General features: G+C 51.7%; 12 protein-coding genes. 3 read left to right on the forward strand and 9 right to left on the reverse strand.

Annotated elements, in window-relative coordinates; genetic code table 11:
* Positions 1 to 120 precede the first annotated feature (120 nt).
* Positions 121 to 1,032 (forward strand): RluA family pseudouridine synthase, encoded by a 912-nt coding sequence (locus JCR24_RS05640; RefSeq protein ID WP_063192221.1) that lies wholly within the window; start codon positions 121 to 123, stop codon positions 1,030 to 1,032.
* Here JCR24_RS05640 and prpE read toward each other — a convergent pair.
* Both prpE and JCR24_RS05650 read right to left on the reverse strand, forming a co-directional pair.
* The gene (prpE, locus tag JCR24_RS05645) at positions 1,029 to 1,766 is read right to left on the reverse strand and encodes a bis(5'-nucleosyl)-tetraphosphatase PrpE (protein WP_013146062.1); all 738 of its coding nucleotides are present in this window, start codon (positions 1,764 to 1,766) and stop codon (positions 1,029 to 1,031) included. The two genes, JCR24_RS05640 and prpE, sit on opposite strands and share 4 nt — an antisense overlap.
* 201 nt (positions 1,767 to 1,967) lie before the next feature.
* Positions 1,968 to 3,143, reverse strand: a complete 1,176-nt coding sequence (locus JCR24_RS05650; protein ID WP_238980244.1) for an FtsW/RodA/SpoVE family cell cycle protein — start codon at positions 3,141 to 3,143, stop codon at positions 1,968 to 1,970.
* A 198-nt stretch (positions 3,144 to 3,341) separates the two neighbouring features.
* Here JCR24_RS05650 and fabI point away from each other — a divergent pair, with 198 nt between their 5' ends.
* Both fabI and JCR24_RS05660 read left to right on the forward strand, forming a co-directional pair.
* Positions 3,342 to 4,118: an enoyl-ACP reductase FabI gene (gene fabI, locus JCR24_RS05655; protein ID WP_053414526.1), complete on the forward strand. Its 777-nt coding sequence runs from the start codon at positions 3,342 to 3,344 to the stop codon at positions 4,116 to 4,118.
* 118 nt (positions 4,119 to 4,236) lie between these two features.
* Positions 4,237 to 4,647, forward strand: coding sequence for a CotO family spore coat protein (locus tag JCR24_RS05660; RefSeq protein ID WP_063193775.1), 411 nt, complete (start codon positions 4,237 to 4,239; stop codon positions 4,645 to 4,647).
* A gap of 155 nt (positions 4,648 to 4,802) precedes the next feature.
* On the opposite strand, the gene JCR24_RS05665 is transcribed toward JCR24_RS05660, so the two are convergent.
* From JCR24_RS05665 to JCR24_RS05695, 7 genes are all read right to left on the reverse strand, one after another.
* Positions 4,803 to 6,374, reverse strand: coding sequence for a glycosyltransferase family 4 protein (locus JCR24_RS05665; RefSeq protein WP_238980245.1), 1,572 nt, complete (start codon positions 6,372 to 6,374; stop codon positions 4,803 to 4,805).
* Between the two features lie 2 nt (positions 6,375 to 6,376).
* Entirely contained in the window at positions 6,377 to 7,471 is a 1,095-nt protein-coding gene (locus JCR24_RS05670; RefSeq protein WP_014195186.1) for a CotS family spore coat protein, read from the reverse strand.
* Positions 7,472 to 7,726: 255 nt separating this feature from the next.
* The gene (locus JCR24_RS05675; RefSeq protein ID WP_138188003.1) at positions 7,727 to 8,881 is read right to left on the reverse strand and encodes a glycosyltransferase family 4 protein; all 1,155 of its coding nucleotides are present in this window, start codon (positions 8,879 to 8,881) and stop codon (positions 7,727 to 7,729) included.
* Positions 8,878 to 9,834 (reverse strand): NAD-dependent epimerase/dehydratase family protein, encoded by a 957-nt coding sequence (locus tag JCR24_RS05680; RefSeq protein WP_238980246.1) that lies wholly within the window; start codon positions 9,832 to 9,834, stop codon positions 8,878 to 8,880. Before JCR24_RS05680 ends, JCR24_RS05675 begins: the two co-directional genes overlap by 4 nt.
* Positions 9,831 to 11,114, reverse strand: coding sequence for a UDP-glucose dehydrogenase family protein (locus JCR24_RS05685; RefSeq protein WP_238980247.1), 1,284 nt, complete (start codon positions 11,112 to 11,114; stop codon positions 9,831 to 9,833). The genes JCR24_RS05680 and JCR24_RS05685 overlap by 4 nt, the downstream gene beginning before the upstream one ends.
* A 276-nt stretch (positions 11,115 to 11,390) precedes the next feature.
* Positions 11,391 to 12,470: a glycosyltransferase gene (locus tag JCR24_RS05690; protein ID WP_238980248.1), complete on the reverse strand. Its 1,080-nt coding sequence runs from the start codon at positions 12,468 to 12,470 to the stop codon at positions 11,391 to 11,393.
* A gap of 6 nt (positions 12,471 to 12,476) precedes the next feature.
* Positions 12,477 to 13,472 carry an aminoglycoside phosphotransferase family protein gene (locus tag JCR24_RS05695; protein ID WP_238980249.1) on the reverse strand — a complete coding sequence of 332 codons (996 nt, stop codon included), beginning with the start codon at positions 13,470 to 13,472 and terminating at the stop codon, positions 12,477 to 12,479.
* Between the last annotated feature and the right edge of the window lie 13 nt (positions 13,473 to 13,485).

The following is a 13,485-nucleotide window of genomic DNA, read 5'->3' on the forward strand; positions in this document are numbered from 1 at the left end:
GTTTGCGGCGAGGTGATGGTCTTTTGGCGCGGATGCCGATTCCGTTTTCGCGGCTCCAAAGAAAAGTGGATGGAACACGATGAGCAAGACGGAGATTTTTGATCAGAAAGGTGACGAACATTGCCGCCGTTTACCATGACCTTTTCCATCGATGAACAGCACGACGGAAAGCTGCTGCGCCAGTTTTTGCAAGAGAACGGCATTTCGCGGACGGCGCTTACCGATATTAAATTCCATGGCGGGGCGCTGTTGGTTGACGGTCGGCCCGTCACCGTCCGCCATGTGCTGCGCGCCGGCGAGACGCTGTCGGTTGTCTTTCCGCCGGAGCGGACAAGCGATTGGATGGACGCAGAAGCGATGCCGCTTGACATTCTGTATGAAGACGATTACGTCCTTGTTGTCAACAAACCAGCGGGATTGGCGACGATTCCGTCTCGCCACCATCCGGGCGGGACGCTCGCCAATGGCTTGCTTCACCATTATCGAAAGCAGCAGCTCGACTCGACCGTCCATATCGTCACCCGGCTTGACCGCGACACGTCCGGGCTCGTGCTCGTCGCCAAGCACCGCCACGTTCATCATTTGTTGTCGGCATTGCAGCAAAAAGGGCACGTTGTGCGCACGTATGAGGCCATTTGCCATGGCGTCATCGTCGAGGATGAAGGGACGATTGATGCCCCCATCGGCCGCCAAAGCGACAGCATCATTGCCCGCGAAGTGCGGGAAGACGGGAAGCCGGCTGTCACTCATTTTCGTGTACTTGAGCGGCTTTATGGCTATACATACGTTTCGCTCCGGCTGGAGACGGGGCGCACGCACCAAATCCGCGTTCATTTGGCTTATCTCGGCCACCCGCTCGCCGGCGATGAACTGTACGGCGGGAGCCGGGAGATGATCGGCCGCCAGGCGCTTCATAGCCGGCAGCTGTCGTTTTTTCACCCGTTTGCCGGGCGCTGGTATACATGTTCCGCCCCGCTTCCTGACGATATGGAACTCCTCCTCGAGGCAACGCGCAGACGGTGCGCTGATTAGGAGAACGTGCGGAATTTTTCCGGGACGAACGGCATCGAGGAGGGAACGGAGACCGTTTCCATTTCCGGATAGCGCAAGGCGGTCAGCGCGCCGCCGAATACGCAGCCGGTGTCGATGTTGACCGTCCGCCCGACAAACCGCGGTTTTTCGACCGGCGTGTGGCCATATACAACCCATGCGCTGCCGTGATACCGTTTCGCCCAGTCGCGGCGCACCGGCGTCCCGTCCGGGTTCGTTTCGCCGGTGATGTCCCCATACAGGACGAACGTCTTGACTTTTTTGTCCGTCCGCCCGATATAGTCGTGACGGATGCCGGCGTGGGCGATGACAAGGCGCCCCTCATCGAGCACCGCATACAGCGGCGCCTGTTCATACAGGCGGATGAACTTGCGGCGGATCATCTCCTGTTCGCTTGGAGGCAAGGTGCGGTACTCGGAGACGGTCGTCTCAAGCCCGTGGGCGATTTGCACGTTTCGTCCTAAAAAAAAGCGGTACAGTTTATTGCAATGGTTGCCTGGCACGTAGTAAGCCAAATTTCGCTCAACAAGGGCGCAGACGATCTCGATCATGTTCAGCGATTCAGGACCGCGGTCGGTCAAATCGCCGACGAAGCCGAGCTTTCGTCCGTCGGGATGAATCGGCACCCCTTCGTCCCAATGGTAGCCGAGTGTTTCCGTCAATGCGGCGAATTCGCGGAAGCAGCCATGAATGTCGCCGATGATGTCCACCTGCATAGGATGAGCTCCTTTCTAGCCCGAATCGTTATACTACCAGTATGTCCGTTCGACAAGGAAAAGAAAAGATGAGACAGCCTTGCCCTACCCATCGAAGGCGCTGTTCAAAAAGCAGTGGCCGCGGCGGAGAGTGGAACAAAGAAGGGGCCTTGGCCCGGGTGACGGCCAAAATAAAGCCGCCTGCGGACACAGCAAGCGGCTTTATTCATCGCTCGAGAACATAAACTTCCGCGTTCGCGAATGAACGTTTAAGACGAGGCCGATCGCCAGCATATAAGTCGCCAGCGAGCTTCCTCCATAGCTGATGAACGGAAGCGGCAACCCCGTGATCGGCAAAAGTCCAATCGTCATGCCAATGTTTTGGAACACTTGGAACGTAATCATGCCCGCGACGCCGGCGCATAAATAGCTGCCGTATAAATCGTTGCTCTCCAAGGCAATATGGATCATGCGATAAATGAGCAGGAAAAAGAGAGACACGACGATGCTTGAGCCGACAAATCCGAACTGTTCTGAGATGACGCCAAACACAAAGTCTGTGTGCGCCTCCGGCAAATAGACTTGTAAGTTGCCCAATCCTTTCCCATACAGTTCCCCTGACCCAATGGCCATAAGCGAACGGATGAGCTGGAAGCCTTGTTCGTTGGAATATTCATATGGAGCCAGCCAGCCGTAAAACCGGTTCAACTGGTAATCTTCTTTAATAATGTACTTATGGAAGAAATCAGGGAAATAAAAGAAAATGAACACAACGACTGCCACCATTGTTACACCGGAAAGGACAATGCCGAAAATGATGCGCCAGCGGATGCCGGAAACGAGCACCAAGGTGGCGGTGATGGCCATAAACACCATCGACATGCCCATGTCCGGCTGCTTGGCGAGCAAAATAAGCGGCGGCAAGACGGTCAAAGCGATTTTGCCAAGCAATTTAAAATCATCGCTGATCGTCGGTTCGGGATATTTTTCCCGATGGTTGACGATGATGCGACTTAGGACGATGATCATAAAAATTTTCATCAGCTCGGATGGTTGAAAGTTGCCTCCAGGTAGATGATACCAGCTCGTCGCCCCCTTAATGGTTACTGATCCTGGGACGTTCAATTCCAGCCCAAGCAACAGCAACATCCCGAATCCATACAAATACCAAGCGATTTGAAACAGCCGATCATAGTCAATGATCATCGTCAAGGCGATCACGACAGCGCCGATGGCGTACCATTGCAGCTGTTTCGAAGCGAAGTTGACGTTTTGCAGTTTCTCCGGCAGCATCGGTTCTGCGCTATGGATGGCGATGGCGCTGACGACCGCCATCAAGAATAAAAGGAACAGCATATGGTAATCCAGCTTCGATTTGGAAAAACGATCATGATCCATGGAACGATCCTCTCCATTCAAATGTGCCATATACCATATTAGCGAATCGCGCCGGTTTTGCAAAGTGGGAAAAACCGCCGCCAGCATGAAGGAATCGGAAGGCAAAAGGGAAGCGTGCATTTACATCGCCCGCCGCATCGCCTATAATAGAATTAACACCTGGTGCTAAGAATAAATGATAATTGGGAGGATGAACGAATGGTCTTATCGTTGGAAGGACGTACATATGTCGTGATGGGGGTGGCGAACAAACGAAGCATCGCCTGGGGCATTGCTCGTTCGCTTCACGCTGCCGGCGCTCGGTTGGTGTTTACGTATGCCGGAGAGCGGTTTGAAAAAGAGGTGCGGGCGCTTGTGGATACGCTTGGGGATGAACGTTCGCTTCTGCTGCCATGCGATGTGGCAAAAGACGAAGACATCGTTCAATGTTTCGCGCAAATCAAACAACAAGTCGGCGTCATCCATGGCGTCGCTCATTGCATCGCCTATGCCAATAAAGAAGACTTGAGCGGTGAGTATATGAACGTCAGCCGCGAAGGCTTTTTGCTCGCCCACAACATCAGCGCCTACTCGCTCACCGCGGTCGCGCGCGAGGCGAAAGGACTGATGACGGAAGGCGGCAGCATCGTCACCCTCACGTACTTAGGCGGCGAGCGCGTCGTGCAAAACTACAACATTATGGGTGTGGCGAAAGCGTCGCTTGATGCGAGCGTGAAATATTTGGCGAACGATTTAGGCAAATACGGCATCCGCGTCAATGCCATTTCCGCTGGACCGATTCGCACACTGTCGGCCAAAGGGGTGAGCGATTTCAACTCGATTTTAAAGCAAATCGAAGAACGCGCTCCGCTCCGCCGGACGACGACCCAAGAAGAAGTCGGCGATGCGGCGCTGTTTTTGTTCAGCGACTTGTCGCGCGGCATCACCGGGGAAATTATTCACGTCGACTCGGGATACCACATTTTAGGATATTAAAAACGTGCGAGCAGCCGTTCCTGTTGATGGAGCGGCTGTTTTTTGCTTGACTTGGGCAATTATTGAGATCACGGGCATACATATATAAGGTAAGGCAAGCATGGAAAGGGGGATCGACGTGCGGAAACAAAACGTTGTGGAGACGGAGCCGTTGCTTTACATTGTGCAGCCAAAAGCGATGCGGGCGGCGGCGCATATGCAAGAAACGTTTATGTGGACTAGCCGAATGCAACAGGAAGAGGAAGGGAGTTCCAGCGATGAACGAGGCGGCGAGGAGGAACCGACTGAATTTTTTGCCAAAAAAGAATTCCAAGCGATGGCGCTCGACGAGCGGCTGGCCTTTTTGGCGGAGCTGCCCGGCCATTTGCCGCCGCTGAAATGCCAATTTGTCATGAAGGATAAGAGCTATGAAGGCATATTAAAGAAGTGCACGGCGACCGAGTTGACGATCGCCGATGAACAGGGAAACGAAACGGTCATCGGGCGCGCGCAGCTTCTCGCGGTGACGATGATCGGGTTTGTGCAGTAACGCATTTCCTTGCGTTGAAACGCATCTTTGCCTGAATGCGTTGCGGCGCCAGGAAAGGATGATGAGGGTTTGTTTCCTTCATTTGCTGTGGGAGTGTATTCTCATTTTTATTTTGGATGTCCGTCATTTTCTTCGTTGGCGATTTTCGATTCGTGTTAGTGTGAGCTTGCAATCGTAAAATGTTTGGTGTCATGTTTCGCTTGAGCCAATTTGCGGTTCAAATGCGTTTTAGGCGACGCGTCCAGCGTTTGTTGGTTGCCGCTTGCAATGGTAAAAGGTTTTATGTGGCGGCCGGTTTGGGGCTGTTTAGGAGCTGGGGCGCTTTTCGCGAGTTCAGTTCGCTCTGCCGCAGCTTCTTTTTGTTTGGCTGTTTGTTGATGGTCTTCCATTGATATGGCACGCTCTTTTTTGGCTTTTCCCTTTTTCGTTTTGTCGGATGACGCTGCCGCGTTCTTTTTCGAGTGGACTTTTTCTTTTGCATCCGCTTTAGGGGTTGGCCGGTTCCGTTGTTCTGTTGCATCTTCTTTCAGCGGTTCTATTGTCATGCCGGCTGCTTGTTCTTCACTCACTACAGCTTGTTCTGTTTTCTCCGCCTGCTCCCAAACTTCCAATAACTCGGAAGCGACTCGCTCCCAATGATAGATCGAAATCGCAAGCTGCCGGCCTTTTTCTCCCATTCTTCTCATCAATGATTGATCCGATAATATTTGGGCAATCTTGTTGGCAAAATCACTCGGGTCCTCCGGATTTTCTACGATAAGGCCGTTTTCATTGGCGAAAATGACTTCCGGATTGCCGCCTCTCGCGGTCGTTACGATCGGAAGGCCTGCTGCCATGGCCTCGTAGTGGACGCGCGCCAACGGTTCCTGCCATTGCGAGGTGCATACAAACAAATCAGCCGCCGCAAACCAATTTTGGATTTCATTCGGTGGGACAAAGCCTGTCGTGACAACGGGGACAGGCATTCGTTTCGCCAGTGCTCTTACATATGCGACATAATCAGTAATGTCATTTTCGCTAAACCAGTTGCTCCCGACAATCACCAGGGCTAAGTTTTTAAATTTTTTTGCCAGCTCCGGCAATGCTAGAATGAGTTTATCGACCCCTTTATTGCGCGACAGCCTTCCGGCGAACAAAATGACCGTTTTGTTTTCCAACCCATGTGCCCGCCGAATGTCGTTGCGTATTTTCTGCATTTTTGGATGATTTCCCGGCAAAAATCGTTCGCTGTCTACTCCAGAATAAATCGTGCGCAATTTTGGCGATGCCTGCGGATATAGACTGCGGATGACATTGCCAATATAATCGCTCACGGTTACGATGTAGGCCACTTCTGCGATGGCCGCCGTTGCTTCTTCTGGATCGATTTTTTCCGGTTGAAACATATCATTGTGCATACTTAACGTCATTTTGGCGTCGGGCGCTGCCTGCCGGATGGGCAGAACAAGGCGGGGGCGGTTAAAGATATGGATGAGATCGAACTTGTTCGCTTCCACATAACGAACAACGTTTTCCCGGTATATTTCAAATATTTTTCCCGGTACGCGCACGTAGTGAACGCCATGGATCGTTTCTTGCTCGGGAAGCGACGAATCGCTGATGCCTAAAACGGTAATATCATGGAATTGGCTTACATGTGGAAGAATGCCGGAAATATACGTTTGAATGGCCCCGCCTAATAAAGGGGGAACGGGGAGTTTTTCTGTACAAACCATCAAAATCCTCATATTTATCCCACTCCTTTCCAGTCATTTTCGATTTCTGCCAATACAGGCCACTTTGACTGGTCGGTTTCGACAATCGTTTGAATTAACTGTGCTGTTTGTTCATTGAGAAAGATTTCCGGTTCATAGACGACTTCTTTCATATTTTTATAAAATTCGTTTGGCATGGCCAAGTCAATCATCAAAAGCTCGTATAATTCAGGTGTGATTGGATTTGCTTCGTGGTACGCTAGAATCATTTCCCGCACCCATGTTGCATCCCATTTGTATAAATCCGCCATTGTGCCGCTAATGAGTTTTCGTAAATCACGAATCGGAAGGTCAAAGGCAACTCCGTCGAGATCAATAATCCACATTCCGTCCGCGCCCATTTGGCCGTTGGACCAACCGTAGTCTTGGTGAACCAACCCCCAATGAGCCGTTCCTTGCTTGACGAATTCAACATAGCTGGATTGCAGGAATCGTTCCATGCCTTTTCGCGCCTGTTCTTCAAATCGGTCAACTACCTCTAATAATGGTGGGCTTGCCGGCATTTCAGGGTAGTATTTGGCAATGTTCCGAAACCAGCTCATTTTCGTAATCATTTTTTCATAGTTTTTTGGCCATTTGTGCAGCCGCGAAGCCATTTCCGCCTGTTTTGGGGGGACATACCCTTTGCTTAGCCGATGGAATTCACCAAGGGCATAACAAAGCTTTCTTGCTCCTTCCAAATCCTTTGTAACTGGCGTCAACGGTTCAATCCATTCCGCCACAAACCATAGTTTTCCTCCTGCCTCGACATAACTTTTTCCATCCTTTGTTTTTACAATTGGCGGCACTCTTGCCTTGCGCACTTCCACTAAATATTCTTGTGCTCCTAGGCTGAATAGGCTCCTTGTCGGCCTCCGGTGCAGCAGCTTCAAACTTTTCGGGCCTGATTTCGTTTCGAGCTTCCAAATCGCTCCTCCCTTGTCCGGTTTTGTCGTAACGATTTGCATGTTTTGAACGGATAAATCGTAGTTTTTCAGCACTTCCTCTGCCAGCTGGATGATATACTCAGGGATAAAAAATTCATGGGTCGTTTCATCGACGAGCCATGGTTCAATAACGATGTCTTTCATGCTATCCCTCCTGTCAGGTATTTGGGAATGGACGAAGTGAAATATGTGTGATTGCTACTAGGATATGTATGGAGAACGAAATTGGACTGGGTAAGCTCATTAAATAGAGGATATTTCCCGAAGCCTCTGCAGTTTGACGAACTAGGGGGCGGCGAAAGTGTGACGAGTGGGGATAGATGCACAAGGAGCGGCATGGTTGATTTCATCGGAGAAAGAGAAAAAGGCTGTCCCGAAAACATTTCTCTTAGACAGCCCTTATTGGTTTGGGGAAAGAGAGGAACATGCTTCGATATAAACCGTTTCAAACCGCTTGGCCACATGGTGGAATTGAAATTGCTGTTCAACGAGCGTTCTTGCCTTTTTCGCCATGGTTTCCGCTTCATGTTTGTTCACAAGCATGTAATCAATCGCTTCAAAAAAAGCGTGCGGGTTTTGGTAGTCATCGATGACAAAGCCGGTTTCGCCGTGGCGGACGATTTCGGTGTTGCCGCCGCGGTTGGTTGTCACGACCGGAATGCCGGCGGCCATCGCTTCGTAATGAACGCGGGCGAGCGGCTCGTGCCATTGCGAGCTGCATACAAACACATCGGCCATTAAGAGCAGTTTGGGGATATGACTGTGCGGAACGTAATTCGTAAACAGAACGCGATCGGCCATCGGCGCCGCGAGCTCATGAAGCCAGTCGATGTATTCGCTTCGGCCGGTGTCGCCGAACCATTTTCCGCCGACGATGACAAGCGCTGCCTCGGGATGGCGGATCAAAAGGGATGGCAGGCATTGAATCAGCAAATGCGGTCCTTTTGTTTTGCTGAGTCGGCCGAGAAAGAGAACGACTTTTTTATCGGTGAGTCCGTACGCTTCGCGTTCCGCTTGGCGGATGCGCCTGCCTTCTTCCGTCCAGACGGGGATGTATTGGGAAGCATCGACTCCAGAATAAACGACTTTTACTTTCTGAGGATCGATTGGGTAACGGTTTGTCACCGTCCGTTTGATGTATTCACTGACGGCGGTCAGCAAGGTGCAGGCGTCTAGCGCCCGCTTCGCCTGTTCTGCTGTAATTTTCAGCGGGGAAAACATGTCGTTATGCAGGCTTAGCACAAAGGCGCTTTGCGGAGCCGCCGCTTGGTAATCGATGAGCGGAACAGGACGATTGAAGACGTGGACGACATCGAATTTGTGCGCGGCCAACGCACGTGCCACATCCGTTTCATACGTGGCTTTTGGAAAACGGATGTAGTGGATGTCTCCGTCTGTCTCTTCAGGCGGCAAAAGCGGATCAGCGATTGAAAAAATCGTCAGTTCGTGGCGTCGGGCGATCAATGGAGCAATCCCATCGATCATCATTTGAATGGCCCCGCCCCGCACTGCCGGGGCGGGCAGCTTTTCCGTGCAGACATAGGCGATTTTCATGAATGCTCACCCTCATACAGCGAACGGATGTATTCGATCTCTTTTTGTAGGCCGCCCTCAAGCGTTACAACCGGCTTGTACCCAAGCAGCCGCTCCGCTTTTGCCAAATCGGCCCACGTTTGTTTCGGCTCTCCGCGGGCGGCGGGGGTATACTGAATGATCGCTTGTTTTCCCGTCAGCGTTTCCAGCAGACGGATCACCTCATTGACCGATGCTCGTTCTTTTCCGCCGATATTGATCGTTTCTCCAATGACGCCATCCCGCTCGAGCGCGGCGATCGTTCCATCAACGCAGTCAGAAATATAGGTGAAATCGCGCGATTGTGTTCCGTCGCCGAACACGGTGAGCGGTTGTCTAGCGAGCAGCTGGCGGATGAAGCGGTGAAACGACATGTCTGGGCGCTGGCGCGGGCCATAGACGGTGAAATAGCGCAAAATGACGATCGGTACGGCGAACTCGCGAAAATAGACGCGGCATAAATGTTCGCCGGTGAGCTTCGTAATGCCATATGGGGAGAGCGGGGCCGGTTCAAGCGTTTCCGACAACGGGCCGCTCCGCTCGCCGTAGACGGATGAGGTCGAAGCGTAGATGAACCGTTTGAGTGGCCGGTCTTTGCATGCCTCAAGCAACCGCTGGGTAGTGGAAATGTTGTGTGCAGCATAGGCGGCAAACTCCGTCCCCCAGCTCGTTCGCACACCGGGCATGCCGGCTAAGTGGTAGACCGCTTCGACGTTTTGCAGCAAGGACGGCAAATCGGCTGTCAACAAATCCAGCTCAAGAAAGGTAAACCGTGGATGAGACTGCAAATGGGCAATGTTCTTCGCTTTTAGCGGCGCCGGCGTCGGTCCGAGAAAGCCGTCGACGCCAATCACATGATGCTCGTCGTTTTCGAGCAGTTTCTCGCATAAATGGGAGCCGATAAATCCAGCCGCACCGGTGACGAGAATGTTCACGGGCGCCCCACCCCCATGTAGCGCAAACCGCTTTGTTCGACTGCATGGCGATCCAAACAGTTTCGACCGTCAAACACGAGCGTCCCATTCATCGCCGCTTTCACTTGCCCCCAGTCAAGCGTGCGGAATTCGTCCCAATCGGTGGCGATGACCAAGCCATCCGCCCCTTGGATCGCTTCGTGCACCGACTGGACTTGTGTGACGCGGGCGAGCGGCTCCGAGAGCGTTGCCTTCGGGTCGTAGGCGGCAACCGTACAGCCGTTTTCACTCAATCGGCGGATGAGCGCTTCAGCGGGGGAAAAACGCGTATCGTCTGTATTCGGCTTGAAGGAGATGCCAAGCACGGCGATCTTTTTGTCCGTCAATGGGGCAAGTTGCTCATTGAGTTTTTGGAAGCAAACGTCAAGCTGGGTGGCGTTGATGGTCTGCACTGCCTTCAGCAAATGCGGCTCCACTTGGCGCGAGCGCGCCGCATGTTCGAGCGCTTTGATATCTTTTGGAAAACAAGATCCTCCATAGCCGAGGCCGGCCCGCAAAAAATGCGGGCCGATGCGCGGGTCGAGGCCGATCCCGCGGGCGATGTCATTGACATCGACGGCAAACGCGTCACAGATGCGCGCCATTTCGTTAATAAAGGAAATTTTGGTCGCCAAAAACGCGTTGGCGGCGTATTTGATCAGTTCCGCGCCGGTCAGGCTTGTTGTGAGGTAAGGGGCATTGATGCCGGCATACACCGCCTGCATGACGGCAAGCGATTGGTCATCATCCGGTTCGAGTCCGACGACGATTTTGTCTGGGTGAAACATATCGTAGACAGCCGACCCTTCCCGCAAAAACTCTGGGTTGGATACGATGCGGAACAACTGCGGTTTCACTCCTTTGCGGATGAGCTCGGCACGCATCCATTCATTCGTCCCCGGAGGGACGGTGCTTTTCGTGACGATCGTTTTGTACGATTTGATCGTTGTTGCCAAGCGGTCGAGCACCGCTTCAATATAGCGCAAGTCGGTGCCGCCGTCGGGCCGCGGCGGGGTGCTGACACAAATGACAACGACGGTCGCCCGTTTGATATCATCCCAGCGGCCGCTGAACGTCAGATCATTATAGTTTTTGACAATCAATTCTTCGAGCCCTGGCTCATAAAACGGAACTTCCCCGTTATTGAGCAGGCGGATTTTCCGTTCATCATGATCGATGCAATGCACTTCATGCCCAAGTTCAGCAAGGACGGCAGCGGTGGTTAGTCCGACGTAGCCAGCGCCAATGATGCAAATGTTCATCCTAATAGGCCTCCTTCGTGAAATCTCCGGCTTTTATAGCGTATTAACAGACAAGCGTGGTTTGCTACATGGCAAGCGCCTAAAACACTGGAAATGGTGCGGTCTATTTTCGGCGGACAACCTTTCTGCTGTTTGGAAAGGAAAGGGGAAGAATTAAGCAACAAAGGGGGTGTCCCAAAAGGATCGGGACACCCTCTTTCGTCTCTATATATACGTACTGACCGCTTCTTTCGCACTATATTTTGTGTCTATCCTGAAGGCAGACAGCCTTTTGGGTCAGCCCCTTTTGATGAACTCATCATACAACCGCTCCTGCACTTTGATTTGTTTCGTGATATCAAACCGCTGTTCAATCACTTTGCGCGCTTTTTTCGTGAAGGATGGAATTCGTTCCGGATGTTCCAGAAAAAAGCGAATGCCGTTCGCTAGCTCAATATCGTCTCTTTCTGGTGCGAGATAGCCGGTGCGTTTGTGTTCGATCAATTCGGGGATGCCGGCGTGATTCGTTGAGACGACCGGCAGTCCGCTTGCCATCGCCTCTTTCAACACGTTGGGGATGCCTTCGATGTCTCCATCAGAAGCGGTCTCGCTCGCCAGGCAAAATAGATGGGCGCGTTCCATTTCGCGGGCGATTGAAGTGGCATCCATGGCACCCAGCAGGTCGACAAACGGATCGAGCTTCAGCTCGCTGACAAGCCGTCGGATGTTTTCTTCCTCTTTGCCGCTGCCGATGATGCGGAGGCGGCAGCGCGGATGAACCGCATGCACGCGCCAAAAGGCGCGCACGAGCGTTAAAAAGCCTTTTTTCTCGACGAGCCGGCCGATTGAGAGAATGATGATGTCTCCGTTCTCAGGAATCGTCCGCTCTCGGTACGGAAATAAATCGAGCTCGATGCCGCCGTAGAGAACTTGGATTTTTTCCGGCGGAAAGCCTAGTGTGGTCAGTTCATTGGCAAGATAGCGGCAGACAGGAAGAAAGAGCGCCCCGTGCTGTTTGAGCAAATTGTACCGTTTTTGATTGCGCCGCAAGCTTTGATATTTCGCCGATCCATCGCGGCCGCGGATGCTGACGACAAGCGGAATGCGATGGGCGATGCAAAGCGGAAGAATTTCGACGGCATGCTTTCCATGGTGAGCGTGAATGGCGACAATATTTTGTTCTTTGGCGAAGCGGCCGAAATCGTCGATGTCGTTGAGGTGATAATAGTTGATGAGAGGAAACGGATGGCTGCCGTCATCGGCGAATGACCCGATCATGATCGGGCGGTATTTTTTTAAATGAACCATTTGGTTGTAAATAAAACGTTGATTGATTTTCATTTTTTCATGAAGAAAGTGGGCGATCGTTTGTTTCATTTTTCTCTATCCCTCGCTTTTGAAAAAATCGGACAAGAATGCGAATTTTTTTGTTTCCTGTTCGGCGAGGCGGGTGAGCAAGTTCAAGGACGCTGGGCTGTTTACCGCCCGCCTTTGCTTTTCTTGGCCGACCGTTTCGCTGTAAAACACGTGCGGAAACATGGCATCAGCTGAATAGACACTTTTGTATGGAGCATACAGGGAACAAACGGAGAAATAAAGGTCAAATAGCAGCTCCGTTCGTTTTACCGCATCGTTTTTCGGGTTTTTCGTCAAAGAAATAAGCAAAAAGCGAAAATCATCAAGCGGAAGACCATAGTAGGCGAGGTCAAAGTCGATCATGATGACTTCGTGGTTTTCCGCCAATAAAAGGTTGTTGCTGTTGTAATCCCCGTGGCAAATGGCCTTTCGTTCTTTCGCTGTGCGGCAAAAATCAGCTAGATTGCTTTTTTCAAGCCATGCATAACTTTGATTAGCGATCCGGGCCATCTGTTCCATTATATGAGAAAGAGTGTCACCATGATCGATGGCCTTTGCCTGCTCCTCTAACTGTGCTGCTTTTTGCCGATGTGCGCTCAGCACGTCTTTCGGCTCCGGAAACGATGAAGGGCAGGGGCCGATCCAATCGGCAAACAGACTGTGAGCATGAAAGCGGGCGAGCCCTTCGATCCGTTGTTGGAAAGAGGGCTTCGTTCCGCTTGGGACGATGTAGTCCATCAAATAGTAGTAATGGCCTTTTCGGTGGATGTAATATTGGTCTGTTTTCGTTTGGAAGATTTTTGGGACATGAAATCCTTCTTGGTACAGCTTTGAATGAAGCAAAATCGGAAAATTCGTTTTGTCTTCGCTCAGCCGTTTCAGCACGTACCGTTCCCTCGTTTTTTTGTTTCGCACAAGCCATACTTTTTCTTTTTTTAGTTCCTTCATGATATCGACTTCAGTTCCAGTCAGGTCGTAACGGCTTAAAATGTCAAACAACAAGCGAGATCGTTTCGAAGCCAAGATCAGTTCCTCC

The sequence above is a fragment of the Geobacillus sp. YHL genome (assembly GCF_022341265.1).
In the GTDB taxonomy this organism is placed as follows: Bacteria; Bacillota; Bacilli; order Bacillales; family Anoxybacillaceae; genus Geobacillus; species Geobacillus thermoleovorans.

Bases quoted from the DNA above. Each gene is read 5' to 3' on its own strand.
- JCR24_RS05670 (WP_014195186.1), bottom strand. From the start codon at position 7,471: ATGAAAGACATCGTTATTGAACCATGGCTCGTCGATGAAACGACCCAT.
- JCR24_RS05685 (WP_238980247.1), bottom strand. From the start codon at position 11,114: ATGAACATTTGCATCATTGGCGCTGGCTACGTCGGACTAACCACCGCT.
- JCR24_RS05650 (WP_238980244.1), bottom strand. From the start codon at position 3,143: ATGGATCATGATCGTTTTTCCAAATCGAAGCTGGATTACCATATGCTG.
- prpE (WP_013146062.1), bottom strand. From the start codon at position 1,766: ATGCAGGTGGACATCATCGGCGACATTCATGGCTGCTTCCGCGAATTC.
- JCR24_RS05665 (WP_238980245.1), bottom strand. From the start codon at position 6,374: ATGAGGATTTTGATGGTTTGTACAGAAAAACTCCCCGTTCCCCCTTTA.
- fabI (WP_053414526.1), top strand. From the start codon at position 3,342: ATGGTCTTATCGTTGGAAGGACGTACATATGTCGTGATGGGGGTGGCG.
- JCR24_RS05675 (WP_138188003.1), bottom strand. From the start codon at position 8,881: ATGAAAATCGCCTATGTCTGCACGGAAAAGCTGCCCGCCCCGGCAGTG.
- JCR24_RS05690 (WP_238980248.1), bottom strand. From the start codon at position 12,470: ATGAAACAAACGATCGCCCACTTTCTTCATGAAAAAATGAAAATCAAT.